Origin of the sequence: Hyunsoonleella sp. 2307UL5-6 (assembly GCF_047345485.1) — a bacterium.
GTDB lineage: Bacteria > Bacteroidota > Bacteroidia > Flavobacteriales > Flavobacteriaceae > Jejuia.
In genome coordinates this window covers 390,908-416,222 of record NZ_JBLFEN010000002.1, presented here as the reverse complement: position 1 = coordinate 416,222, position 25,315 = coordinate 390,908, and the positions used below count along the sequence as shown (strand labels likewise).

The following is a 25,315-nucleotide window of genomic DNA, read 5'->3' as shown; positions in this document are numbered from 1 at the left end:
ACTTTTTAAAACTCTCGTTTACCAAACTCACTATCAATAAATTTTGATGTATTAGTGCCTTTTTTAAAGGTATATGATAGATTGATACTAACAATATCTACTTCGTAAATATAGTTGGTAGTAGTAAAAAACTCGTTTTGTCTAAATGTAGTTATACGCTGCTCATTGGTATTTAAAAACCCTAAATCTATATTTTGCCATTGTAGTGTCGCCTTTAACCTATCATTCATAAATGCTTTTTGAAATGTTAAGTTTGGAGCATAAAATCGAGAATCTTCACCTTGAGCTGTATTTCTGTCCGATAGGTAATTGAAGGTAAATTGTAAGGATGCATTATCCCAAAAGCGCCAAGTTGAATTTAAGTTAACAGTATAAATGGTAGCATCAGTATTTACTGGCCTGTTATCAAAACTACCGTTTATGGTATAATTATAAACATTTATACCAATAAAATTATTCCATTTTTTAGTGGGTTTAATTTCTGCTCCAACTTCTAAACCAATAGTTTTTGCGTTACCAACGTTAGAATATATTCTATTTAAAATAGTGTCATTAAATACTGTATTTACACGATTTACTAGATTGTCAACATGCCTAAAATAGCCAGTTGCAAAAATAGAATTCCCTTTTTTTAAATCTTTAGTAACTCCAATTTCAACTAAATCTATAAATTCGGGTTTTAAATTTTTATCACCTTGTTCTAACGTTTCAGAATGTTCACGTTCTGCAAACGGATTCATTTTAAATGTTGAATTGCGTTCTACACGTTTACTATAAGCTGCTTTTATGGATGTTGTTTCATTAATTTCGTATTGTACAGATGCTGAAGGATATAACTTAACAAAATCGAAAAAAAGGGTTTCGTCAATAGTGTTTGTTTTGTCTTTTAATCTAAAAGATCTATCCATAACTTCTAGTCTAGATCCTGCTGCATACTGCCATTTTCCTGTTTTACCTGAAAGCTGAACGTATCCCGAATGAATAGTTCGCTTTAAATCCACTTCACTTGAAAACTCAGGTACTAATTCAAAATCATCATTAAAATCTGTGCGTCTTTCATAAATAAAGTCGCCTGTATGGGTTAAATCTCGAAATTGATATCCAGTTTCTATAACACCAAAATTAAAAGGTTTTAATTTATAATCGAGCTGAAAACGTACACCATTTAAAGGATTGTCATTAGTATTAAACTCATCTTGAAATAATATAGTTCTATCGGGTTCACCTAAATTCTGGTTTACCGTTGGCCCGCCTAAAAGCGTATATTCATATAAAAATGACGCAGATAATTCTGAAGTATTATTAAAACTATGCGTCCAATCTAAACTTCCTAGCACAAAATCGCCTCTACGCTCTCTTAAATTATGATTAAAGTATTGAAATGTATATAAACGATTGTCACTATCTGCAGGCCTTACCGCATGATTGTCAAAATACACTATATCTGCCAAACGTGCTTTATTGCGTTTTCCGGCAAAAAAACCAAGAGCGTAGCTATCGGTTTTATTAGGTGTAAAATCTACGGTAAAACGACCACTTAAATTAGTTTCGTCAAAACTTCGTTCTCCAGTTGATGGAAATTGTGTTTTAGTATCATTTATAATGGTGAATACATCTCCTTCACGTCTGCCTCCTAAATCATTTCTTTGGTAATTTGCCCCTAAAGAAATATTCCAAGCATCAGTTCTAACGTTATATGTGGCATCAATACCGTGACGTTTATGAGACACATCATTACCATAGGTTTCTATAGAAGGTAAACCAGCTTTAATATTTACCTGCCCAAAAGCGCCGTTTACAGCGCCTTTAGTAGTTAAAATATTAATGATTCCAGCTTTACCTTCAGGGTCGTACTTTGCAGATGGCGCTGTAATAACTTCTACCTTTTGAATGGCATTTGCAGGTATTTGCGCTATTAGATTACTTGCATTTCCCTGAATAGGTTTTCCATTTAATAACACCACAAAACCTGAGCTACCACGAACACTTATCTCGCCCTGGCTATCGATACTTATTGATGGCAAATTTTTAATTACATCGATACCAGAACCACCTTGTGCATTTTTAAACTTTGAGGCTTCAAATATCTGTTTATCAATTTTATTCACAACCGTACTACGCTCTGCTTGCACTACAACTTCATTTAACTGTGTACCTAATGCTAATTGGATAGTTCCTAAATTTATACTTTGCCCTTTAGTAGTAACATGAATATTATCTATACGTTTTTTTTCATACCCTAAAAAAGAAGCTTCTAGATAATAGGTGCCTTTTTTTATAGCTTCAATTTTAAACACACCATTTTCGTTAGATATTACACCTGTTATTAAGGTGCTATCTTTACTGTTAAATAGTGCAGCGGTAGCATATTCTAACGGCGTGTTTTGGGCGTCAACTATTGTAGCCTGTATTTGTGCACTACTTGTGTTTCCAAAACATATACAAGTAAAAATGACAACAAAATATTTTAAAATCTTCATATTTATTTTAGATAAAAAAGAGGTTTCAAACATTATTCAAAAATAGGCAAACAAACGTTTATTATTAATAATATCTGTTGTATAATTTAACCTCATTTAATAGTAAAGTTGTATATCGCTAAAGCTTTTAAAATGGATTATATTTGCGAACTTAATTGTTAATTTAACTACTAAAACTAGAGATATGATTTCTACAAACGAATATTTTGATGGTAACGTAAAATCATTAGGTTACACCTCAAAAGAAGGTAATTCTACAATTGGTGTCATGGAAATTGGCGAATATGAGTTTGGTACAAGTACGCATGAAACAATGATTGTTGTTGAAGGTGAAATGCATGTAAAACTTCCAAATTCAAACAGTTGGAAACTATTTAAAGCAGGTGAGCGTTACGAAATTGAAGCTAAACAGAAATTTAATGTAAAAGTCTCTAAACAAACATCTTACCTATGCAAGTACGCGTAGTATTTTATTTTTAATTAAATAAAAGTCATTTTTAGACGTCCAAGCTTTCTCTTTCATCGTAATTACAATAAACTTAAAGTTATTATTATGAAGAAAGTTTCAGTTTTGCTATTACTGGTAGCAACTACGTTTTCATGTGTTTCAAAGAAAAAATTCTTGGCACTACAACAAGAGAACGGAGAAATTAAAAGCGAATTACAAAAAACAAGAGTTGCTAAAGAAGATCTTGAGTCAAAGTTTGATAAAATTCAATCTAGAGTTGATGCTTACAATTCTAAAATTGCCACTTTAAAACAAGAAAATAACACAAAGCTTGATGTTGTTGGAAACATTGCTGTGATATCTAAGGCTACCAAAGATAAAATGCGTGAAACGCTAAAACATGTAAATGCTGAAAAATTAGCTAATGCCAAAACACTTAAAGACTCAATGAATTTGGCTGTGGCATATAATTTAGAAAAAACTATTAGTGAAAGTAATATAAATGAAGACGAGGATTTTGCTGTAAATATTAATGAAACAGTTGTTATGATTTCGATTGCTGACAATATGTTGTTTAATACAGGAAGTTATAGGTTAAGTTCTAAAGCAGACAATGTATTGAAGAAATTAGCAGACGTTATTAATTCTGAACCTAGTTTAGATGTAATGGTTGAAGGCCATACAGATGCTAGGACAATAAATACTAAATTTTTAGCCGATAATTGGGATTTGAGTGTGATGAGATCAACTTCGGTAGTGCGTAAATTACAAGAAAAATATAATGTTGCTCCAGAAAAATTAATAGCAGCAGGAAGAAGTAGTTATCAGCCTATTGCTGAAAATGATTCAAGTGAAAACAGAGCCAAAAACAGACGTACAAGAATTATTATTCTACCAAATATTAATAAGTTTTTTGCTTTAATGTCAGAAAACAATACTACCGTTGCTGAAAATAATTTATCAGATTAGTTAGTCCATTTTCAGTAATTGAAAAAGCATCACGCCCTTACGTGATGCTTTTTGTTTTTATTATTTAAAAGATATATTACTTGTCTTTAATAAGATGTGCTCCAATTTGTTCCAGTTCATCGTAAGATTTTTTTATAGCTTCAAATTTAGCGATATCTACTACATAAGTATTTGATATTACGTCGTGCCACCCCTTGCCATTAGTGCCTAGAAATGACAAGGCATCAAAGGGAATCATTCTACTTAGGCTTCGTTTAGCTATATCTTTATGTGTTGGTTTTTGTCCATTAGTCATAACCACCATTGTTTTTGTAGCATATTTTCCTAAAGTTCTATGTGTTGTACTCTCCATAATAAAATAATATAAAAACAGTAAGAGGTAGGAATAAAAATAATCCTCAACCGTCGATATTTCTGCCCAATAATCGTTTAAAGCGTAATTTCCTGTAAACTCACCAATATAAAAAAATGAGTAGGATATGGCATACATTATAGCATATTGAGGAATTAAGTCTATAAGGTTATTTACAAAACGCATATTTTTACTAGCTAGCACATCTTCTGTGATATAAAACGTATTTTCTTCCATAGATTTTTACCTTTTGAAGTTTAAATATAAAAATATTAGTACAAAAAAGACATCTCGAGTTGAGATGTCTTTTATAAATTTGGGTTCCCCTTTGGAGGGAACCAAATTAAAAGTTTATGTTTTAGCCTTCACAGCTAGCACACTCTTTTTTCTGTTTGAATTTTTGAGCTGCATTCATACTGTGTTGGTAGTACAATGATTTTAAACCTAATTTCCACGCGGTAACATATATTTTATTGATGTCTTTCACAGGCATATCAGGATGTACAATAATATTCAAAGACTGTCCCTGGTCGATATGGTTTTGTCTGTTAGCTGCTTGATATACAATAGCTAGCTGGTCTATTTCAGAATAGGTTTTAAACACATCACGCTCTTCTTCGGTTAAAAATTCTAAATGTTGAACAGAACCATCATGATCGCGAATACTACGCCATACATCAGGTGTGTTTTGTCCTTTTTCTTCTAAAAGATGTAATAGGTATGGGTTTTTAATTGTAGTCTTAATTTTTGCAATATCCTTTACATAGATATTAGACCAAATTGGCTCAATACCCTGAGATACTTGTCCTAAAATAAATGCCGAAGATGTTGTTGGTGCAATAGCGTTTAATGTAGTATTTCGTCTACCATAGCCTTTTAAAACTTCTGGCTCGCCAAACATATCTGCTAATTCTTTTGATGCTTTATAAGACTTCTCTTCTATGGTTTTAAATATCTTACTATTTAATTCATAAGCTTCTGCACTATCAAAAGCCAACATTTTTGATTGTAATAAAGAGTGCCAACCTAAAGCACCTAAACCTAATGCTCTGTTTTCTTTTGCAAAATTGTAGGCACGTTCCATAAACATAAACGTTTGTCTGTCTTCTAAATTATTAGAATCTCTAAACTCTTCAAGTTTTTCAGTAAATTCAGTAATTACAGCGTCTAAGAAATAGACCATAGTTTCTACAGCATCCGTATCTTTCCACTTGTCATAATGCAGTAAGTTTACGGATGATAATACGCATACAAACGACCATTTATCATTAGATGGCAACATAATTTCTGTACATAAATTACTAGCCACAATTTTGTGGTTATTTTCTTTGTACACATCAGCTGCTTGGTTGTTTGCTTTATCTTTAAAGAAAATATAAGGATAACCTATCTCGCCTCTACGTTGAATTACTTTTGCCCAAATAGAACGTTTATCAACATCACCAGCAATCATCTCTTCCATCCATTTATCAGTAACACTAACACCGTGTGTTAACTCTTGGATAGAATTACCTTCTGTACCAATTTCTAAAAACTCATTAATATCTGGGTGCTCTACTGGTAAATATGGTGAGAAACGCCCTCTTCTTACAGAACCTTGACTAACAACATCCACCATTTTCTCAAAAAGTTGCATAATATGAACAGCTCCAGAAGACGATCCATTATTTTTTACTGGCGCCCCTCTATGTCTTAAATTTCCAAAATACCCAGATGTTCCTCCACCTAACTTAGACATCATTCCTACTTCAGATTGTGTGTATAAAATATTACCCATATCATCAGCAATATTAGAACCAAAACAACTAATTGGTAATCCTCTCTTTTTTCCGAAGTTAGACCAAACTGGAGATGCTAAAGAGTAAAACCCTGCAGACATATATTTGTAGAACTTATCGGCATAACCATCTATTTTTAAAATTTGTTCTGCACGTTCTGCTATTTCTCGTATTCTTACCTCTGGTGTAGCATCATCAGTTAAATATCCTGAGGCTAAAAATTTGCGACTATTTTCAGTTAACCATTCAAAACCTTCTTCAGATGTAGATTGATTAGCATTTTTAATCTGTTCTTTTCTTGCGTTAACAAGTTGGTCGTAATTAGATTCCTTTTGAGAGGTTTCGTTGTTTTGAGGGATGCTTGTTTTTACTTTCATAATTTAAAATAGGTCGTCGCTAGTTATACTTTTTGTTCTTTTGCTATAGTTAATGGATCTTTTTACAAAGAAATCGCCATGTTTTGTACCAATAATTTCATCATCAAACCATTCAGTTTGTGCTAATAAATTATCATCAACTTCAAAAACTTTTTCTATGCCAATACTCTCTAAAGAGTCGTTAAAACGTTTTTTAATAAACTCATTTACAACTGCTTTAGGTAGAAAATCTAATTCTCCTGCTTCAAAAATCCATTCTACAACATCACTTTCGGCTTTATAAGCTTCTTTACATATAGTTTGAATTTTAGCATTATACTCAGCTCCAAACCAATCTGGATTTTCCTTTTTTATAATTTTTATAACATCAATACCAAAATCTCCATGTATTTGCTCTTCTTTTGAAGTGGCTTCAACAACATTAGATATGCCTTTTAGCATATTTTTATGCTTATTGAATGCCATAATTATTAGAAACTGGGAGAATAACGATACGTGTTCTATAAATAGAGAAAACAATAAGATTGATTCTGAATATTCTTGAATATTATCACTCTTAGAATTCTTTAGGGCAGTTTCTAAGTAATGCACACGACGCATAATAACTGGCTTCTTTTTAAGTGCTTTAAATTCTTCATTTAAACCTAACACCTCTAAAAGGTGAGAATACGCATCGTGATGCCGCACTTCACTCTCAGAAAACGTGGCACCAACTGAGCCTATTTCTGGTTTTGGCATTTTTTGATAAATATCGCCCCAAAATGATTTAACCGCTACTTCTATCTGAGAAATTGCCAACATGGTATTTTTAATAGCCGATTTCTCTACAGGATTAAGTTGCGCCTTAAAATCCTGAACATCACTTGTGAAATTAAATTCAGTATGAATCCAATACGAATGTCTAATCGCGCTTACATATTCATATAAATCTGGATATTCATAAGGTTTTAAATTAATACGTTTTTCAAAAATATTAGTCTGTCTCTTTCTTGCTTGTTCGTCTCTGTAAAGAATAAAAGCTTTAGCTGCATTATGAAATGCACTGCTCATCAATTTTTCTTCAACAATATCTTGTACTTGCTCTACATTAGGTACATATCTTGAATCTAATGCTTTTCTTGCCAATAGAGACTCAAAAACTCTATCAGAAATATCTTTTGCATCTTCCTTAGTACCATGATTTACTGAAAGCATTGCTTTCTCTATGGCGCTAGTAATTTTTTCTAAAACGAAAGGTGTTGTTTCGTAGTCTCTTTTGATGATGTGTGTTATTTCCATGCGTTGGTATTGGTTAAATATTGACATAAAAAGGCTTGCAGGATTTTCCTGGAAAAACAAAAGCAAACAGCCAGTGTTTCTTTTAAAACTTTATTGAAAATGTTTTTAAATAAAACTGACTTCAACAAAGATTGTAAATTGTTAAATGTATTTTAGATAATCTTCTAATACATTTTAACACGTTTATTAACAAGCTAAAATTGTGTTTTTACTCTGGTTTGAGTTATACAAAGATTGCAAAATGATTGATACGTTTTTAAAAGAATACAAAAACGTTTTCAACAAGTTTTTAACAAAGAAATAACTACCTGTTAATCAATAAGTTTACAAAAAAAAATAACTATAATACTGATTTTCAGATTTTTAGTTATTTTGATAATTCCAAAAGTTTACAAAAAAATAAAAAGTTTAAAATATGCTGTCTCCCTGTTTTCGGGGTGTTTTAAGGTGTTTTATTTAAGAATTTTGAAGTGTTAAAAAGTTTCAGCAACCTTTTCTAATTCTGCATACCAATCTTCACCAAATTTGCGTATAAGCGCTTCTTTTACAAATTTGTAAATAGGTACTTGTAACTCAGCACCAAAAGCACAAGCATCATCACATATTTGCCATTTATGATAATTTACTCCAGAGAACTCAGTATAATCTCTAACACGTATTGGGTATAAATGGCAAGAAATTGGTTTCTTAAAGGAAATTTCTCCTTGGTTATATGCTTCTTCTATACCACACAATGCTACTTGTTTGTCATTAAAAATTACATAAGCACAATCTGCACCTTTTATTAATGGGGTTTCTAACTCTCCATCTTCTGTAATTACAGATGTGCCTTGTTTCTCAATAGCTTCTATACCTTCTTTACGTAAATAGGGTTTTACTTTAGGGTATATTTCCTCTAGAATTGCTACTTCGTCTTTGTCTAAAGGGGCGCCAGCATCACCATCTACACAACATGCACCTTTACAAGCACTTAGGTTACATAAGAAATCTTTTTTTATAATATCTTCGGAAATAATGGTTTTTCCTAACTGAAACATATATTTTATGAATTAAATAACAAAAGTAGTTAAACTTTCAATTTTTCTGGTATTGCGGTTTCATAATAAATACAGACCTTTGCAAAAAGTTAATTATTGAAACTAATGCAGCTTAATTTTAAAGAAATATTTACTGCTTTTATGATTTTGTTTGCCGTAATTGATATTATTGGCAATATACCTATTGTAATTGATTTGCGAAAAAAAGTAGGCCATATAGAAAGTGGTAAAGCTTCTTTTATTGCTGGGTGTATTATGGTATTTTTTTTATTTTTAGGAAAAAGTATCTTAAATCTTATTGGTATTGATGTAAATTCTTTTGCGGTTGCGGGTTCTTTTATTCTCTTTTTTATTGCTTTGGAAATGATTTTAGGTATTACACTCTACAAGCAAGAAGAAACAAATCCCTTAACGGCTTCAATTTTTCCATTAGCGTTTCCTTTAATGGCTGGTCCTGGTAGTTTAACAACATTGTTATCGCTTCGTGCAGAATTTAGGGTTGAAAACATAATTGTTGCAATTATTTTAAACGTTATTTTTATCTTTATTGTACTTAAAACATCATCTAGAATTGAACGTTTTTTAGGTGTTAACGGTATCAATATTGTTAGAAAGGTATTTGGTGTTATATTATTAGCTATAGCCGTAAAACTATTTACTCAGAATATTAAAGCTTTATTTATATAAATTATGAAATATCTAGCTTACATTATAATACTTATCGCATTCGCTTTAGGTGTTTTTAACGCTACAAAACTAAACTTTAACTCGCTTTTTGAAGGCGAAAGCATCACTGGGCTTATTACAGTTTTGGCATCGCTATGCGCTATTGTATTAATGTTAATTTTACTTACTGTAAAGCGTATAGAAGCTAAGGTAAAAAATAAAAAATAACATGTACGATGTTTTAATTGTTGGTGGTGGTGCAGCTGGAATGTCTTGCGCCTTGGTTTTAGGGTCTTCAAAGCCAAAAGCTTTTGCTAAAGATAAAACCGTTGGCATTTTCACTCACCAAAAAACATCACATCTGCAAACAGCATTATTTAATAATGTTTTAGGATTACTACCAGGTACAACTGGAGCGTCTATTTTAGAAAGTGGTAAACAACAACTTACCGAACAATACCCTCATGTAGAACAAATAGATAAAGAGAAAGTTCTAAAAATTTTAAAGCATAAAGAAGGTTTTAAAATTACAACTAATAAAAGTAATTATAAGGCTAAAATTGTGGTTATTGCTGTTGGTTATACTAATTTAATACAGATAAAAGGTTTAGAGCATTACATTGAACCACACCCTAGAGCAGCTATTAAAAAAAATAGAATATGGTTAAGAAACAATGATCATTTGTTAGAAGATGACCTTTATGTTGCAGGAACTTTAGCCGGATGGCGCAGTCAATTTGCTATTGCTTCTGGAAGTGGGGCACAAGTAGCCACAGATATTTTAACGCTTTGGAATGGTGGAAAACATACTAAGGTGCATGATAAGGTTGAATATTAAAAGTTTCTATGTAAATCTTTACTTCCGTGTAGCACTCTAACGATTCTAATATGATTCTTTTTAATTCTATAAAAAATAGTATGTTCTTGCTCTGAAATACTATACAACCCTAATTTCAACTCATTTCGTTTCCTACCAATTTCAGGATTACTAACTAACTGTTTAAAAACAAAATCTAAATCACTAAGATATTTTACTGCTTGATTAAATCCATGACGATGATCTGTATAATCAAAAATATCTTCAAGGTCAAAATCTGCTTCCTCAGATAATTTGTAGAACTTTATTTTATTTAACATTTAGCCTACTCTATCGTGACGCTTACTATTAATAATATCCACGACACTTCTATTGCTCGTAGCACCAGACCAACCTTTTTCAATTTCAGCCTTTAAATCACTTATCACACGGTTTCTATATACTTCATGTAATCGTAAAGCGTCTCTAACCAATTCGCTTGCATTTTGAAAATCACCGGATTCAATTTGTTTTGCTATGTATTCTTCTTGTCTCTTTGTTAAACTTACGTTCATGATTCTGGATTTGGATTATACTCAAATATAATTAAAATATCTATATTTGATAAATATAGCCATTAAGCATTTGGTTTAAGTAATTGTTGCGCAAGTAACCACAGATATTTTAACGCTTTGGAATGGTGGAAAACATACTAAGGTGCATGATAAGGTAATTTAGTATATCGTAAAATCACAGATACTTAAATACATAACAGCTAAAAAAATCATCTTAATAGATACAGTTAAACTAAAAACTATTCTTTTTTACTCAACTGTATCACCTCGTCAATCATAATATCACGTTGGTTAATTACTTCCTCAAAGGCACCTTCACCAAAAAGTTGGTCGGCTAGTGTGGCTTTTAAATATTGTTTTACCTCTTCGTGATAGGCTACAAAAGTAATGTTAGAACCTGTTCTAACGTTTAAATACTCTTGAAATGCTATTACAATATCATCAGTAACTTTAAAATTATCTATAAAATCCTGCCTTCTATAGTCTTTATAAGTAGCACGCTCTTTGTCTAAGGTTTCAAACACAAAATAGCCAATAACACCTCTGCGTCTCAAATAGTTTAGAGTTTCATTATTCATAGATTTGTCTACGGGTACAAATACATCTGGAATTATACCACCACCGCCATAAACTATTTTACCATTAGGTGTTGTAAACTTTAAAGAATCTGCGACTTCTATTTTAGCACCGTCCGATAGTTCTCCATTTTCTAAACGTGTGTAATAATCTTCATAATATGCTTTATTTCCTTTCTCGTAAGGTCTTTGAATAGAGCGACCTGTAGGCGTGTAATACCGCGATACGGTTAAGCGTACGGCACTCCCATCGCCCAAATCCATTTCACGTTGTACTAGCCCTTTCCCGTAAGAGCGTCTCCCCACAATAGTACCTTTATCATTATCTTGAAGCGCTCCCGCAACAATCTCACTTGCAGAGGCAGAGTTTTCGTCAATAAGTACAAATACATCACCATCTTCAAACTCACCTTTACTGGTAGCAAAACTCTTTTCAATATCACCACGTTTATTTTTAGTAAATAAAATAAGCTTATCGTCTTCTAAAAACTCATCTAGTATTTTTTCAGTAATATCTAAACGTCCACCAGGATTGTCTCTTAAATCTAAAGCAATTTGTAATGCTCCAGCCTCCATTAATTTATCTAATTCTTTTTTAAATTCTTTATACGTAGATTCTGCAAACTTGTTAATTTTTATATACCCCAAAGTTTCAGTCAACATATACGCAGCATCAACACTTTTAATAGGTATTTTACCGCGTTTTACTTTAAAGGTTAATAAATCAGGTTCGCCTTTGCGAAACACTTTTAGCTCTACCGTAGAGTTTAAAGGGCCTTTTAATTTCTTTACTAACTCTTTATCCTGTGTATCACCATATAATGTATCACCATCTGCCATTACAATTCGGTCTCCACCTTTAATACCAACTTTGGCACTTGGTCCGTTTTCAATAGGTCTAATTACAGTAATAGTATCCTTATAGGTATAAAAACTAACACCAATACCTACAAAATTTCCACGCATTTCATCAGCAACACGCTCCATATCATCTCGTGGGATATATACAGAATGCGGATCTAGGTTTTCTAAAATACCATTTACCGTTACATCAACAATACTATCTGTATTTACATCATCAACATAGTCGTATTCAATATAATCAATCAGTCTGTTTAGCTTATCTTTCTTACTATTAGAGGTAAATAACCGGTCTGGTGCATCACTAAAATTAAGTTTCCCACCAACAAAAATACCAGCAGCAATAGCTACTCCCAGTATTAAAGGCAAATATTTTTTATCAAATCGCATTATGCTTTCAAATCTTCTATTAATTGTAAATCTATACCGGCACGTTTTAAAAATTTTAAACCAGCATCATCCTTATATGCTTTGTGGTATACCACCTTAACAATACCAGCTTGGTGTATTAACTTGCTGCACTCCTTACAAGGCGATAGCGTTATATACAAGGTAGCACCTTTACAAGATTGGGTAGAGGCAGCAACTTTTAATATGGCATTAGCTTCGGCATGTAATACATACCATTTGGTATAACCATCGTCATCCTCACAAAAATTCTCAAACCCTGTTGGTGTACCATTATACCCATCAGAAATTATCATTCTATCTTTAACAATAATAGCGCCTACTTGCTTTCGTTTGCAGTAAGACAGCTTACCCCATTCCTGCGCAATTCGTAAATAAGCCTTATCGTATTTTAATTGTTTCTTGTTTTGCATTAATTTTATTTGGGCGTTACCCGCGATGATTGTTTAGAAAGGTGTTATATAAATCCGTACTCGGGTCGGGCTTTCACGAGTCGCTCTCTGCGAGGAGCTCCAACAATCGCTCAATCCCTAACGCAAAACACCATAACGAAAATAATAGGTTCATGTTGTAATTACAATCAATTACGCGTTAAAGTTTTATAAAATTGATGTATATGTTTTTGCTTTACGATAAAAAGTCACTATTTAATAGCATTGGGATTACCAATCCAACTACAATAGCCGAAATTACCATAACCCAATCTCGCTTAGAAAATCTAAAAATTGTTTGCACTAAATACCCTAAAAACAATACTACAAAAACAATAATTATTTGGGCAAACTCAATACCTATTGCAAACTCTAAGAGTAATAATAATTTATTGTCTGTTTCTCCTAAAAGCATGTGAAATTCTCTAGCAAATCCCAGTCCGTGTACTAAGCCAAAAAACAATGTGCTTAAAAATAATATTCCCACACGTTCCTTCTGTGCGCCTCTTCCTGCGGTAAACACATTATACACCGCAACAATTAATATCGTTACAGGAATAAGAAATTCAACTAAAGCACCACTAACAGTTACAACATTATACGCTGCCAAAACTAAAGATATGGTGTGGCCAAGTGTAAATAAAGACACTAATAATAAAACTCGCTTCCAGTTTCTAAACAAATACGGAATGGTAAGCACTATTAAAAATAAAACATGATCGTAAGCGTTAATATCTAGCACATGTTTAATGCCGTACTCTACATTGAAAAGAAAATTATCCAACATTTTTAATTAGATTTTAGGGTTTACCAAATATACAATTAATCAAAACATAAAATATATATTTGCATTGAGTAATATAACTTAAACAACCTATGATACTAAGGCTTTTTAAAATTATATGTTTTTGTGTTGTAATTACAGCATGCAATGGTAAAAAACAGCAGGAAATAGATAAAACAACAAAAACCAATACAACTAATAGTTTAATAGAGGCTGATGTTGCAAAACTTAAATACCTTGAATTTGATTTAGATCCAAAAGTTGAAGTTTTAGCAGAACCCTGGCAACCTTACACAAGATTAAAAACAACTACAGAACTTGTAAAAAAAGCAGATTTTTCGTTTTTTGAAGAAGACGATCAAGCTGTTTTTGAATTAATTAAAGACCTAAAAAGAACTATCCCCGATACGCTAAAAACACAATCGGTATTATCAAGAATTACTATTGTAGAAAATATGCTTTACAAATTAGATGAAAATTATAAATTAAGTACTACCACAAAGCCAGAACTGTTATCGTCTGTTAAGTCATTTTTAGTTTCTTATTCAAATTTAAATTTTCAACTCAATAAAAAATTAGAAAAGGATAATCAGAATATAATTCGACCTAATTAAAATATGAATTAAGTTTTTTTTACAAAAAACGGTTTAAGTATTTGGTAAGAGTAATTTAATTTTTTTAGATAAACTTAAAACATCCAGTCCAATTAAAGCGTGTAATTCTGTTACACTACCATGCTCAATAAAGCCATCAGGAATTCCAAAAGTTTTAATAGTATTTTTATAGTCATGGGTTGCAGCAAATTCTAAAATTGCAGATCCAAAACCACCTTTAATTGTGTTGTCCTCAACTGTAATAATAGTTTTATAAGTTTTAAAAATAGTATGTAACAAAGTTGTGTCTAAAGGTTTTATAAAACACATATCATAATGTGATACTTTTAAGTCTGTTATAGCTTTAGTAATAGTTTTAGCAATAGCACCTATACTTAAAACAGCTAACTTTTCTCCTTGTTTTAGCTGCTCACCTTTGCCAATTTTTAATTTAGTAAATGGTTGTTTCCAATCTAAAATAACGCCTCTGCCTCTAGGGTAGCGAATTGCAATAGGCTGCTCTAAACCTAATTGCGCAGTGTACATAATGTTGCGCAACGCTACTTCGTTTCGTGGCGCAAAAATAATAAGATTGGGTATGCAACGTAAATACGATATATCAAAAACACCATGATGTGTAGCACCATCTGCACCAACCAAACCTGCACGGTCTAAACAAAAGATAACAGGTAAATTTTGTATAGCCACGTCATGAATTATTTGATCGTAAGCACGTTGTAAAAACGTGGAATAGATATTGCAAAAAGGTATCAAACCTTGAGTAGCCATTCCTGCAGCTAAGGTAACCGCGTGCTGTTCGGCAATGCCAACATCGAAAGCACGATCTGGAATTTCATCCATCATGTATTTTAGAGAACTTCCTGTGGGCATTGCAGGGGTAATACCTACAATATTTTTGTTTGCTTTGGCAAGTTCTACTATAGTATGCCCAAATACATCTTGGTATTTTGGTGGCTGTTTTATATTAGGTTTTACTGCCAAATCTCCAGTTTTTGCATCAAACTTTCCAGGAGCATGGTATTTCACTTGGTCTACCTCTGCTTGTTTTAAGCCTTTACCTTTTGTAGTAATAATGTGCAATAACTTTGGGCCTTTTACTTTTTTTAGGCGTTGTAACTCAGAAATAACAGTATTTAAATTATGCCCATCGATGGGGCCAGAATAATCAAAATTTAAGGCTTCTATAATATTATTACGCTTATTTGTACCCTTTTTCACATTGGTTAAATATTGTTTTAAAGCACCAACACTCGGGTCTATACCAATAGCATTATCATTTAAAATAACGAGTAAATTTACATCTGTTACTCCGGCATGATTTAAACCTTCAAAAGCCATTCCACTAGCAATAGATGCATCACCAATAACCGCAATATGGTGTTTGTCTTCACCTTTTAATTGTGAAGCAATAGCCATTCCTAAAGCTGCCGAGATAGAGGTTGAAGAATGCCCTACACCAAATGCATCATAAATACTTTCATTTCGTTTTGGGAAACCGCTAATACCTTTTAGCTGCCTATTGGTATGAAATATATCTTTTCTGCCTGTTAAAATTTTATGTCCGTAAGCTTGGTGGCCTACATCCCAAAGTAATAAATCTTCTGGCGTGTTAAATACATAATGGAGTGCAATAGTTAATTCTATAACACCTAAACTCGCTCCTAAGTGGCCTTCTTTTGTGGCTACTACATTAATAATAAAGTGTCTTAGTTCTTTAGCTAGTATGGGTAAGTCTTTTTGATGTAAAAGACGGAGCTCGGTAGGTGAATTGATGTTATCTAAAATAGAATTTCGCACATAGCAAAAATACGAGATTTTATTTTTTTTCAAATGGTTATTTAGCGGTATAAAATAAGTAAGCAAGCATATTGTAAGAATAAACAGTGATTAATACTTTTTATTTCAATAACAAGAGGTGATACGTCGAAAAACCAATGGATTAAATTTTGGTTGTTAAATATTTCTTAAATTCACAAAAACTACAATTATGAAAATTTTCGTTAAAAAAATTACACTAGTAATTTTTGTGCTAAATATAACTTGTTACGTTAATGCTCAATCAGAATTAAATAAGTCTAAATACGGAGGTGTAATTTTAAATTATCTGAAAAGTAACTCTAGTGTTTCTAAAGCTTCAAATGAAGATATAAAAGATGTCTATGTAAACAGAGAAAATTTTTCTAAAAAAACAGGAATAGCCAACGTGTACTTAAACCAAAGATATAAAGGTGTTAAAATATTTAATGCCATTACAACTGTAGGGATAAAAGAGGGTAAGGTGTTTCATTATGCAGATAATTTTAAAACTAATTTAGAAAAAAGAATAACATCCTCCACAGTAACTATTAACGAAGTACAAGCCATACAAAAAGCTGCAACATTTTTTAATGCGGGTAATCTTGGGCAGATTAGATTTTTAAAAAATAAAGGAAGTAAAAAAGTATATTCTAAAGGGGCCTTATCCCAAGAACCTATTCCCGTTGAGTTAGTATACGCTGAAACTAAAAACGGAGATTTAGTATTATCATACGATTTAAGTTTTTTTACTATTGATAGTTCGCATTGGTGGAGTGTACGCGTAAATGCTAAAACAGGTGAGATTATTAATCATAACGATTGGGTTACATATTGTAATTTTGGTGATACCTCTAAGCATTCTAAAAATCATAATACACACACCAGTACTAAAACTAGCGTTAATCTATTCAAAAATAATAGTTTATATACGCCTTCAGATGGTTCGCAATATAATGTGTTCGCCTTACCTGTAGAAAGTCCATCTCATGGTTCTAGATCTATTGTTACCGAGCCTGCTAGCGCAACAGCTTCTCCTTTTGGATGGCATGATACAGATGGAGCTATAGGACCAGAATTTACTATTACTAGAGGTAATAATGTATGGTCTTTAGATGACATTGATACAAGTTCTCCAACCAATGGTTTTTCTGCTGAAGGCGGCAGTAGCTTGAATTTTAATTTTCCGTTGGATTTTAATGATGATCCACATACATATTTAGATGTATCAACAACTAATCTATTTTACCTTAATAATATGTTGCACGATATTTTATATCAACATGGATTTGATGAGGTAAGTGGTAACTATCAAGAAAATAATTATGATAAAGGCGGATTAGGAGAAGATTATGTGCTTGCTCAAACACAAGATGGCTCAAGCCTTAACAATGCCAAGTTTAGTACGCCACCAGATGGCGGAAGACCGAGACTAGAAATGTATTTATTTGATGCTACAGGAGCCGCTGGTAACTCTCTAACTATTAATAATGGACCTTTAGCTGGAGATTATACAGGTTTTGTGGCACAGTTTGGAGAATTTGCTGTTCAACCATTAACCTCAGATTTAGTTTTAGTTGTTGACGATGATAGTAATGCACCAGAACTTTTTGAGAACCCTTACGATGCCTGTGATATTATTACCAATGCAGCTGAAATAAATGGTAAAATAGCTGTAGTTGAGGAAGGACTTTGTTTTGAAGATGAAAAGATTAAAGCAATTCAAGATGCTGGCGCAATAGGGGTAATAGTAGTTGCTGATAATGGTAGGGACGCAGAACTAATGACATCTACATTATATGGAGATATTATCACCATACCCTCCATAATGATAGAAAATGCAATAGGTACATCAATAATCGACGCACTTAAAAATGGAGAAAATATTAATGTTTCTATGGTAGATGCTGGACCTTATCCTGTAGATGGTACTTTTGATAATGTTGTTGCTACTCACGAATATGTGCATGGTGTATCATTTAGGCTAACAGGTGGTGCAGATACCGTTAATTGTCTTAGAAGTAAACTTCAAATGGGAGAAGGTTGGTCTGATTGGTTTGGTCTTATGGTAACGATGAAAGCGACTGATAATGGAGAAGACGGACGAGGTATTGCTACGTTTTCTTTGGGTGAACCAACCGATGGCAGAGGATTTAGAGGTAGAAGATACTCTACAGACTTTAATGTAAATGAATATACCTACGGGTCTACAAATAATCATCGTTCAGTTTCACCTAATACAGGAGAACCTTTAGTAAGTGTGCATTATATTGGAAGCATTTGGTGTACTATGCTTTGGGATTTAACATGGGCTTACATTGATAAGTATGGTTTTGATCCAGATATGTTTAACGGTAATGGAGGAAACAATAAGGTTATGAGACTTGTTATTGAAGGTATGAAATTACAGCCTTGTAATCCAGAATTTATAGAAGGAAGAGATGCCATATTAGCAGCAGATGTCGCTTTAACAGGTGGTGAAAACCAATGTTTAATATGGGATGTTTTTGCTAACAGAGGTTTGGGGATTAATGCTACTGGTGGGAGTAAAGAAGATGTTGAAGACCAAGTTGAAAATTTTGAAGCACCACCATCGTCTGATCCTTCTTTAGCTAATTGCTCAAATGCAACTTTAAGCACAAATAATCTTGATAATAATAATTTTATAATACATCCAAACCCAGCATCTAGTGTGATAACTATAACAACTTCGATGCCTTTACAAAATGCTACTATAACCTTAGTTGATGTTAACGGACGTAAAGTTTTAACTAAAGAAGTATCACTTCTAGAAACCATTACTTTACCACTTAATAATATACATAATGGGTTGTATTTTATTAATATTAAAGGAGATACTGTTGAGGTTAATCAGAAAATAATTATTAGTAGGTTTTAATTATATAATACCAAACCTTAGTAAGGTATTGTAGTTTTGAGAGACGAAATTATAAGATTTAGCCGTTTATTCAATTAAAAGTTAAACAATCTTAAATTTTGTTTACTTAGGTTAATAGTATGTTTTTATACTTAAGAAATAATATATTATGTAATTACGGTTTATCTCATAAAAAAAATAAAGAATGAAAAATATTCAACACTATATATTCGCTGCACTACTAAGTTTTGCTTTTTTAAGTTCAGTCAGCGCTCAAAATAAATTAACTGATACACCATTAGGCTTACAGGTTTTAAATTATATTAAAAATAGTGACGATTTAGGGTATTTGTCGGTAGATGAGATTGCAGATATTCATATAGATAAGCAGAGTTTTTCTAAAAATTCAGGCGTAACACACGTGTATTTATATCAAACATACAAAGGTGTTAAAATACACAATGCCATTTCTAACGTGGCTTTAAAAGATAACAAGGTATTTTATTTTAAAGATAACTTTGTGTCTAATATAAAAAGCAAGATCAATGCCTTAGCACCTGCCTTAAAACCTGAGCAAGCATTACAAAAAACAGCTTCTCATTTTAATATAACTCTTAGTGAGTCATCAAAATCTATTCAAACTAGTAAAAACAAAAATGTATTTTCTAATAGAAGTATGTCTCAGGAAAAAATTCCTGTAGAACTTATGTATTGTAAAGATGATGCTGGAAATTTAGCACTAGTTTGGGATTTAAATATTTTTACACCAGATAGCAAACACTGGTGGAGTGTGAGGATTGATGCAGTTACAGGAACCGTTTTAGAGCAAGACGATTGGGTGGTTAATTGCAGTTTTGAAGGGGAGCACATACATGTAAATGAAACTATAAGTTCTGTTTTGAAACAAGAACATAAAGGATTTAATTTTGAAACGGAAGCATTCTTTGTAGATAACTCTCAGTATAATGTACTACCCTTACCAGCAGAAAGCCCAAATCATGGTAGTTTTCAAGTAGTAACTGAGCCAGCAGATAATGTAGCCTCTCCTTTTGGATGGCATGATACTGATGGTGTTTCAGGTCCAGAATTTACAATTACTAGAGGTAATAATGTTTGGGCGCAAGACGATTTAAATGCAAACAATGGAGAAGGCGCATCACCAGACGGGACATCAAGTTTAAATTTTAATTTTCCACTTACAACTTTAGAGCAACCTGCAACAAATTATATTGATGTTGCTGCAACAAATTTATTTTATCATAATAATGTAGTACACGATATCTTTTATCAATATGGATTTGATGAGGTTAGTGGTAATTTTCAGATTAATAATTATGGAAATGGCGGTAATGATGATGATGCTGTTTTTGCTGATGTACAAGACGGTGCAGATACCAATAATGCTAATTTTGCAACACCACCTGATGGGTTTAACCCCAGAATGCAAATGTTTTTGTGGACAAGAAATCAATTACCAACCGATAATTTAACTGTTACTGGCGGTTCCATTGCTGGAACTTATGTTTCTGCAAACCCATCAACAGGTAATGGTCCTAACGGTTTAGGGAATATTACTGGCCCATCAACAACACCAGTTACTGGAGATTTAGTTGTTGTAGACGATGGTACTGCTATACCAGAAGAAGGTTGTGTAGCGTTAGTTAATGCGGTAGATGTAGCTGGAAAAATTGCAGTAATTAGGCGCGGTAATTGTGCATTTACAGAAAAAATTCAAAATGCTCAAGATGCTGGTGCCATAGGGGTTATTGTAGCTAATCATAACAATCCAGATAACGATCCTAATTATAGAGAATATATTAATATGTATGGTGTTACAGATCCTGTAATCACTATTCCTTCACTTTTTATAAATTTTGAAGATGGAGAAACTATAATTAATGCAATAAATGCAGGCGAAAATGTATCGGCAACTATTGTAGAAAATGGTTCATTTCCAACAGATTCTAGTTTTGATAATGGTATTATTATTCATGAGTATGGTCATGGTATTTCAACACGATTAACAGGAGGTGCTAATAATTCTGGATGTCTAAATAATAATTTTCAAATGGGTGAAGGCTGGTCTGATTGGTTTGCTCTAATGCTTACTATGAAGGCTACAGATTTACCAACAGATGGTAGAGGTATCGGAACGTTTGTAATTGGGCAAAATATTGACGGACTCGGTATTAGAACTCGTCAATATAGTACAGATTTTTCTATTAATGAATATACCTTTGCCGCAACAAATGATGATAGAATACTAGGACAAGATGAAGATGGAGATGATGTTATACTTAACCAACAGGTACACTATGTTGGTTCATTATGGGCAACAATGTTATGGGACTTAACATGGGCTTATGTTGAAAAATTTGGTTTTGATCCTGATTTATATAACGGTACTGGTGGAAATAATAGAGTACTTGATTTAGTTGTAGAAGGGTTGAAATTACAAGGTTGTAATCCTGATTTTATTGATGGTAGAGATGGTTTGTTGGCTGCGGATGTTGCTTTAACAGGTGGAGAAAATCAATGTTTAATTTGGGACGTATTTGCCAATAGAGGTTTAGGTGTTAATGCATCAAGTGGAGATAGAGCTGTGTTTACAGATCAAGTTGAAGATTTTGATACACCAGATCCTTCAGACATTAGTTTAGCTAATTGCTCAACGTTAGATGCAGCATCATTTGAAGATACTATTTTTAAAGTATTTCCTAATCCGGCTAACACTTCTGTTACTATTACTATGGAAGGAGAAATGGAGCCTGTTACCTTTAACTTGGTAGATATTAATGGAAGACGTGTGCTATCGCAAACAACTACAACCCCTAGAAGAACAACGTTAAATATTAGTGCTTTACAAGCAGGAATTTATATTTTACAAATTGAGAGTAGCACAGTCAATATGACGCGAAAATTAATAAAAAATTAAGTTTGAAAAAGGTAAAATTGTATTTTTGAAATTATGATTGAGCCTTTTGATGATTTGTATTTTATGAAAAAAGCCTTTCAGGAAGCAGAAATGGCTTTTGAAAAGGGAGAAATTCCTGTTGGTGCTGTAATTGTTATCGATAATAAAATTATTGCTAGAGGACATAATCTTACTGAGACCTTAACCGATGTTACAGCACATGCTGAAATGCAAGCTATAACGGCAGCTGCTAATTTTTTGGGTGGTAAATACTTAAAAGGGTGTACACTTTATGTTACTCTAGAACCTTGCCAAATGTGTGCGGGTGCTTTGTATTGGAGTCAGATAGAACGAATCGTATATGGCGCTAGAGATGCAGAACGTGGTTGTATCAATCTAAATACCAAATTACATCCTAAAACTAAAATAGAAGGTGGAATTATGGCAGATGAAGCCAGTAGTTTGTTAAAACGTTTTTTTATTATGAAGCGTAATTTAAATTAACTTTTACGTTTGCATATACTACAAAAAATTAATATTTATCACCTTTTTGACTTTTTCTCATTTTGTCCAGATTTTCTTGTGTAAGCATGTAGTCTTTCAAGTTTTTACCCTTCCATCTATAATAAGAGAATAAAGGAAATACGACTAAAAAGAGTAGTACTACACCAGAACCAATGAGTTTTTGTGAGTTTTCAAATTCTAAAATAAATCCAATAATAATAAGTCCGAAAGCGACGAGCGTTAGTAATAAGATGAGATACTTCATAATATTAATGTGTTACGTTAATTAACTGTCTCCTGTAGGCGGTTAATAACTTAGATTTTGAGATATAACCATAATATTTACCTTGTTTTATAACAGGTAAATTCCATGCACCACTGGTTTTAAATTTATCCATAATGTGTCTCATCGTATCTTTTTCATAGTTGATAATACCAGCATCAGCATGCATTAAACTTTCTACATCTACCTTATCGTAAAGTTCTGTATTAAACATCATGTGTCTAACATCGTCTAAACGAATAACACCTAAAAATTCGTGTTTTTCATTTACAACGGGAAAATGGTTTCTAGAGGATTTTGCTACTGCATTTTCTAATACTTCACGTAGTTTCATTTCTGGTTTTAGAATAATAAAATTGGTTTCAATCACCTTATCTATTTCTAACATCATCAATACGTTTTTGTCTTTATCGTGAGTGATAAGTTCTCCTCGTTTAGCTAATTTTAAAGTATATATAGAATGTGAAATATAATATTTTGTGATGGAAAACGATATGGCAGCAACAAGCATTAATGGTACAAAAAGCTCATATCCGCCTGTGATTTCAGCAATCAAAAATATAGCTGTAAGAGGTGCATGTAGTACACCTGCCATTAACCCCGTCATACCAATTAATGTAAAATTAGATTCAGATACATGAAAATCTAAGCCTAAATTATTGATGATTTTTGCAAATGCATTTCCAAGTGCGCTACCCATTACTAAAGTTGGAATAAATACGCCGCCAACACCACCAGCACCAAATGTAGTAGTCATGGCTATGGCTTTAAAAACGGCAATTCCTAGGAGTAAACCTATAACTATCCAAATATTTTCTAAATTTAAATTAAACGGAGTGTTGCCTATTGCTGCAATGTGATCACCTTTTAATAAGTTGTTCATTACACCATAACCTTCACCATAAAGCGGTGGTATGATATACAACATTGTGCCTATAGCTAAACCGCCTATAACGAGGCGTTTTGCACGACTATCAAACTGTTTAAAAAAGTTGGTAATACCAAAAAACACTTTAGAGTAGTATACAGACATTAAACCTGTTACAACCCCCAAAAGTGCGTAAAACCCAATATCGTTAATTTGAAATGTATCGGTAAGTTCAAAGCGCAATAATACGTCGGTTCCTAAGAAAAAATAGGAGGTAACCACAGCAGAAACAGATGCTAAAAGTAGTGGCACTAAAGATGCAAATGCAATATCTAAACTAAAAATTTCTATAGCAAAAATAATAGCTGCAATTGGGGCTTTAAACATAGATGCCATAGCACCAGCAGCAGCACAAGCAATAAGTAGTAAACGCGTTTTTCTATTCATATGAAATAAACGCGCTGCGTTGGAACCTAATGCAGAACCTACGCTAACTGCAGGTCCTTGTAGCCCAACAGAACCACCAAAACCAGCGGTTAGTGGAGCTGTAATTAATGCAGCATAAATATTATATCTTGGGATGATACCGTTTAATTTAGAAATGGCATGTAATGTGGTTGAAATGCCATGGCCAATATGTTTTTTTAACCAAGTTTGTTTAATAATATAGACTAAAAGTAAGCCAATTATTGGAAGTATAAAATAGAGTGTGCTTTGGTAATCTTTAAATACATAAGAGTTGAATAGGTGTCTGATAGTATGAGTTAAGTTTTTTAAAACCACAGTACCCATTCCTGCAAGAAACCCTACTAAAATGCTTAAAATGTAAATAAATTGAGCTTCAGAAATATGTTTATATTTCCAAATTAAGAACTTTCGTAAAAGACCTTTAAAACTCATTATTCTTCAGCGGGTTTTAAAATATCTGTTCCTAAAAGTGTGTCATCTTTATTAATGTACCAAGCTCTAATTTTTGGCATTTTTATACCTTTGATGGTCTCCTCTTCTGAAAGTAAAATATATTCTCCATCATTTTTAGTTTCATCATGATAAAATTGATAAATCTCCATAGCATAAGTGGTTTTGTTAAAATAAAAATACCAAGTGTCCTTACCTATTTTTTCATCATATGTAACTTTTAATACCCAATAGGTTTTACCTTTAAAAGTTTTATTTTCTACATGGTTATGTATTACAGTTCCAGTATCTTTTAACTTCATTGGTAAACCATACAAATACGTATAATAGTTTTGATACAGTTTTGCCCTTTCTTTACTTAAGCGATGTGTTTTTAGAATATCTTTTGAAGGGTTTTTGTTGCCGTTAAATAGTATTGTGATATTATCTTTATCAATTATATATTCTGAAAGGTTATTGTTTGTTTTAGCTTTTACTGAAAAATATTGCTGAGGCAAATCTATGGTTATATGGCTTTCTCGTTTAGCTTTTTCAGGAATTTCCATTGTAATGTTAAAATCGCCTTTAAAGGTTTTCCAGTTACCACTAGGGTCATGATACTGTATGGCGTTTTCTAAAAGTTGTGCGCCAGTGAGTTCTTGCGAGTATACAAAACCAGCAACAAGCATTATAAACAGAGGAACAAAACATTTTATTTGCATGACTAAAATTAACAAAAAATCCCGCA

23 protein-coding genes are annotated in these 25,315 nt (G+C 32.5%); 9 read left to right on the top strand and 14 right to left on the bottom strand.

Translation table 11 applies throughout. The features are described 5' to 3' along the window. Positions 1 to 5: 5 nt before the first annotated feature. Positions 6 to 2,480: a TonB-dependent receptor domain-containing protein gene (locus ACKGJY_RS05305; protein ID WP_413972816.1), complete on the bottom strand. Its 2,475-nt coding sequence runs from the start codon at positions 2,478 to 2,480 to the stop codon at positions 6 to 8. 184 nt (positions 2,481 to 2,664) lie between these two features. Here ACKGJY_RS05305 and ACKGJY_RS05300 point away from each other — a divergent pair, with 184 nt between their 5' ends. Together ACKGJY_RS05300 and ACKGJY_RS05295 are read left to right on the top strand one after the other, a co-directional pair. After that, entirely contained in the window at positions 2,665 to 2,946 is a 282-nt protein-coding gene (locus ACKGJY_RS05300) for a pyrimidine/purine nucleoside phosphorylase (protein ID WP_413972815.1), read from the top strand. A gap of 87 nt (positions 2,947 to 3,033) precedes the next feature. After that, positions 3,034 to 3,897, top strand: a complete 864-nt coding sequence (locus tag ACKGJY_RS05295) for an OmpA family protein (protein WP_413972814.1) — start codon at positions 3,034 to 3,036, stop codon at positions 3,895 to 3,897. A gap of 76 nt (positions 3,898 to 3,973) precedes the next feature. Here ACKGJY_RS05295 and ACKGJY_RS05290 read toward each other — a convergent pair whose 3' ends face one another. From ACKGJY_RS05290 to ACKGJY_RS05275, 4 genes are all read right to left on the bottom strand, one after another. Next, entirely contained in the window at positions 3,974 to 4,486 is a 513-nt protein-coding gene (locus tag ACKGJY_RS05290) for an RDD family protein (RefSeq protein ID WP_413972813.1), read from the bottom strand. Positions 4,487 to 4,607: 121 nt separating this feature from the next. Then, positions 4,608 to 6,404 carry a ribonucleoside-diphosphate reductase subunit alpha gene (locus tag ACKGJY_RS05285; RefSeq protein ID WP_413972812.1) on the bottom strand — a complete coding sequence of 599 codons (1,797 nt, stop codon included), beginning with the start codon at positions 6,402 to 6,404 and terminating at the stop codon, positions 4,608 to 4,610. Positions 6,405 to 6,407: 3 nt separating this feature from the next. Then, positions 6,408 to 7,682, bottom strand: a complete 1,275-nt coding sequence (locus ACKGJY_RS05280) for a ribonucleotide-diphosphate reductase subunit beta (protein ID WP_413972811.1) — start codon at positions 7,680 to 7,682, stop codon at positions 6,408 to 6,410. 473 nt (positions 7,683 to 8,155) lie between these two features. Further along, on the bottom strand, positions 8,156 to 8,719 hold the full coding sequence (locus ACKGJY_RS05275) for a DUF3109 family protein (RefSeq protein WP_413972810.1): 564 nt from the start codon (positions 8,717 to 8,719) through the stop codon (positions 8,156 to 8,158). A gap of 105 nt (positions 8,720 to 8,824) precedes the next feature. Here ACKGJY_RS05275 and ACKGJY_RS05270 point away from each other — a divergent pair, with 105 nt between their 5' ends. Genes ACKGJY_RS05270 through ACKGJY_RS05260 form a run of 3 tightly spaced genes read left to right on the top strand, consistent with a single transcriptional unit; the run spans position 8,825 to position 10,223 of the window. Continuing rightward, positions 8,825 to 9,406, top strand: coding sequence for a MarC family protein (locus tag ACKGJY_RS05270; protein WP_413972809.1), 582 nt, complete (start codon positions 8,825 to 8,827; stop codon positions 9,404 to 9,406). Positions 9,407 to 9,409: 3 nt separating this feature from the next. After that, positions 9,410 to 9,613: a hypothetical protein gene (locus ACKGJY_RS05265; RefSeq protein ID WP_413972808.1), complete on the top strand. Its 204-nt coding sequence runs from the start codon at positions 9,410 to 9,412 to the stop codon at positions 9,611 to 9,613. Position 9,614: 1 nt separating this feature from the next. After that, complete coding sequence (locus ACKGJY_RS05260) at positions 9,615 to 10,223, top strand: FAD-dependent oxidoreductase (RefSeq protein WP_413972807.1); 609 nt, start codon at positions 9,615 to 9,617, stop codon at positions 10,221 to 10,223. Here ACKGJY_RS05260 and ACKGJY_RS05255 read toward each other — a convergent pair. The 5 genes from ACKGJY_RS05255 to ACKGJY_RS05235 all read right to left on the bottom strand — a co-directional run bounded on the left by ACKGJY_RS05255 (position 10,220) and on the right by ACKGJY_RS05235 (position 13,818). Further along, positions 10,220 to 10,522 (bottom strand): type II toxin-antitoxin system RelE/ParE family toxin, encoded by a 303-nt coding sequence (locus ACKGJY_RS05255; RefSeq protein ID WP_413972806.1) that lies wholly within the window; start codon positions 10,520 to 10,522, stop codon positions 10,220 to 10,222. The genes ACKGJY_RS05260 and ACKGJY_RS05255 overlap by 4 nt on opposite strands. Continuing rightward, the gene (locus ACKGJY_RS05250; RefSeq protein ID WP_413972805.1) at positions 10,523 to 10,756 is read right to left on the bottom strand and encodes a type II toxin-antitoxin system ParD family antitoxin; all 234 of its coding nucleotides are present in this window, start codon (positions 10,754 to 10,756) and stop codon (positions 10,523 to 10,525) included. A 239-nt stretch (positions 10,757 to 10,995) separates the two neighbouring features. Next, complete coding sequence (locus ACKGJY_RS05245) at positions 10,996 to 12,582, bottom strand: S41 family peptidase (protein ID WP_413972804.1); 1,587 nt, start codon at positions 12,580 to 12,582, stop codon at positions 10,996 to 10,998. Continuing rightward, positions 12,582 to 13,013: a deoxycytidylate deaminase gene (locus ACKGJY_RS05240; RefSeq protein WP_413972803.1), complete on the bottom strand. Its 432-nt coding sequence runs from the start codon at positions 13,011 to 13,013 to the stop codon at positions 12,582 to 12,584. Before ACKGJY_RS05240 ends, ACKGJY_RS05245 begins: the two co-directional genes overlap by 1 nt. 214 nt (positions 13,014 to 13,227) lie before the next feature. Then, complete coding sequence (locus ACKGJY_RS05235) at positions 13,228 to 13,818, bottom strand: HupE/UreJ family protein (RefSeq protein WP_413972802.1); 591 nt, start codon at positions 13,816 to 13,818, stop codon at positions 13,228 to 13,230. Positions 13,819 to 13,907: 89 nt separating this feature from the next. On the opposite strand from ACKGJY_RS05235, the gene ACKGJY_RS05230 reads away from it, so the two are divergent. Further along, a complete protein-coding gene (locus tag ACKGJY_RS05230) occupies positions 13,908 to 14,429 on the top strand; it encodes a hypothetical protein (RefSeq protein ID WP_413972801.1) in 522 nt (173 codons plus the stop codon). A 33-nt stretch (positions 14,430 to 14,462) separates the two neighbouring features. Here ACKGJY_RS05230 and dxs read toward each other — a convergent pair whose 3' ends face one another. Beyond that, positions 14,463 to 16,226, bottom strand: a complete 1,764-nt coding sequence (gene dxs / locus ACKGJY_RS05225; protein ID WP_413972999.1) for a 1-deoxy-D-xylulose-5-phosphate synthase — start codon at positions 16,224 to 16,226, stop codon at positions 14,463 to 14,465. Between the two features lie 190 nt (positions 16,227 to 16,416). Here dxs and ACKGJY_RS05220 point away from each other — a divergent pair, with 190 nt between their 5' ends. The 3 genes from ACKGJY_RS05220 (at position 16,417) to ACKGJY_RS05210 (ending at position 22,519) form a co-directional block, all read left to right on the top strand. Next, positions 16,417 to 19,122 carry a T9SS-dependent M36 family metallopeptidase gene (locus tag ACKGJY_RS05220; RefSeq protein ID WP_413972800.1) on the top strand — a complete coding sequence of 902 codons (2,706 nt, stop codon included), beginning with the start codon at positions 16,417 to 16,419 and terminating at the stop codon, positions 19,120 to 19,122. A 184-nt stretch (positions 19,123 to 19,306) separates the two neighbouring features. Continuing rightward, positions 19,307 to 22,036, top strand: coding sequence for a T9SS-dependent M36 family metallopeptidase (locus tag ACKGJY_RS05215; protein WP_413972799.1), 2,730 nt, complete (start codon positions 19,307 to 19,309; stop codon positions 22,034 to 22,036). Positions 22,037 to 22,069: 33 nt separating this feature from the next. After that, positions 22,070 to 22,519 carry a nucleoside deaminase gene (locus ACKGJY_RS05210; RefSeq protein WP_413972798.1) on the top strand — a complete coding sequence of 150 codons (450 nt, stop codon included), beginning with the start codon at positions 22,070 to 22,072 and terminating at the stop codon, positions 22,517 to 22,519. 28 nt (positions 22,520 to 22,547) lie between these two features. Here the strand turns inward: ACKGJY_RS05210 and ACKGJY_RS05205 are convergent, their stop codons facing one another. Genes ACKGJY_RS05205 through ACKGJY_RS05195 form a run of 3 tightly spaced genes read right to left on the bottom strand, consistent with a single transcriptional unit; the run spans position 22,548 to position 25,289 of the window. After that, positions 22,548 to 22,784 carry a hypothetical protein gene (locus tag ACKGJY_RS05205; RefSeq protein WP_413972797.1) on the bottom strand — a complete coding sequence of 79 codons (237 nt, stop codon included), beginning with the start codon at positions 22,782 to 22,784 and terminating at the stop codon, positions 22,548 to 22,550. Positions 22,785 to 22,788: 4 nt separating this feature from the next. Beyond that, on the bottom strand, positions 22,789 to 24,570 hold the full coding sequence (locus ACKGJY_RS05200; protein WP_413972796.1) for a chloride channel protein: 1,782 nt from the start codon (positions 24,568 to 24,570) through the stop codon (positions 22,789 to 22,791). After that, positions 24,570 to 25,289 carry a DUF6503 family protein gene (locus tag ACKGJY_RS05195; RefSeq protein ID WP_413972795.1) on the bottom strand — a complete coding sequence of 240 codons (720 nt, stop codon included), beginning with the start codon at positions 25,287 to 25,289 and terminating at the stop codon, positions 24,570 to 24,572. Before ACKGJY_RS05195 ends, ACKGJY_RS05200 begins: the two co-directional genes overlap by 1 nt. Positions 25,290 to 25,315 lie beyond the last annotated feature (26 nt).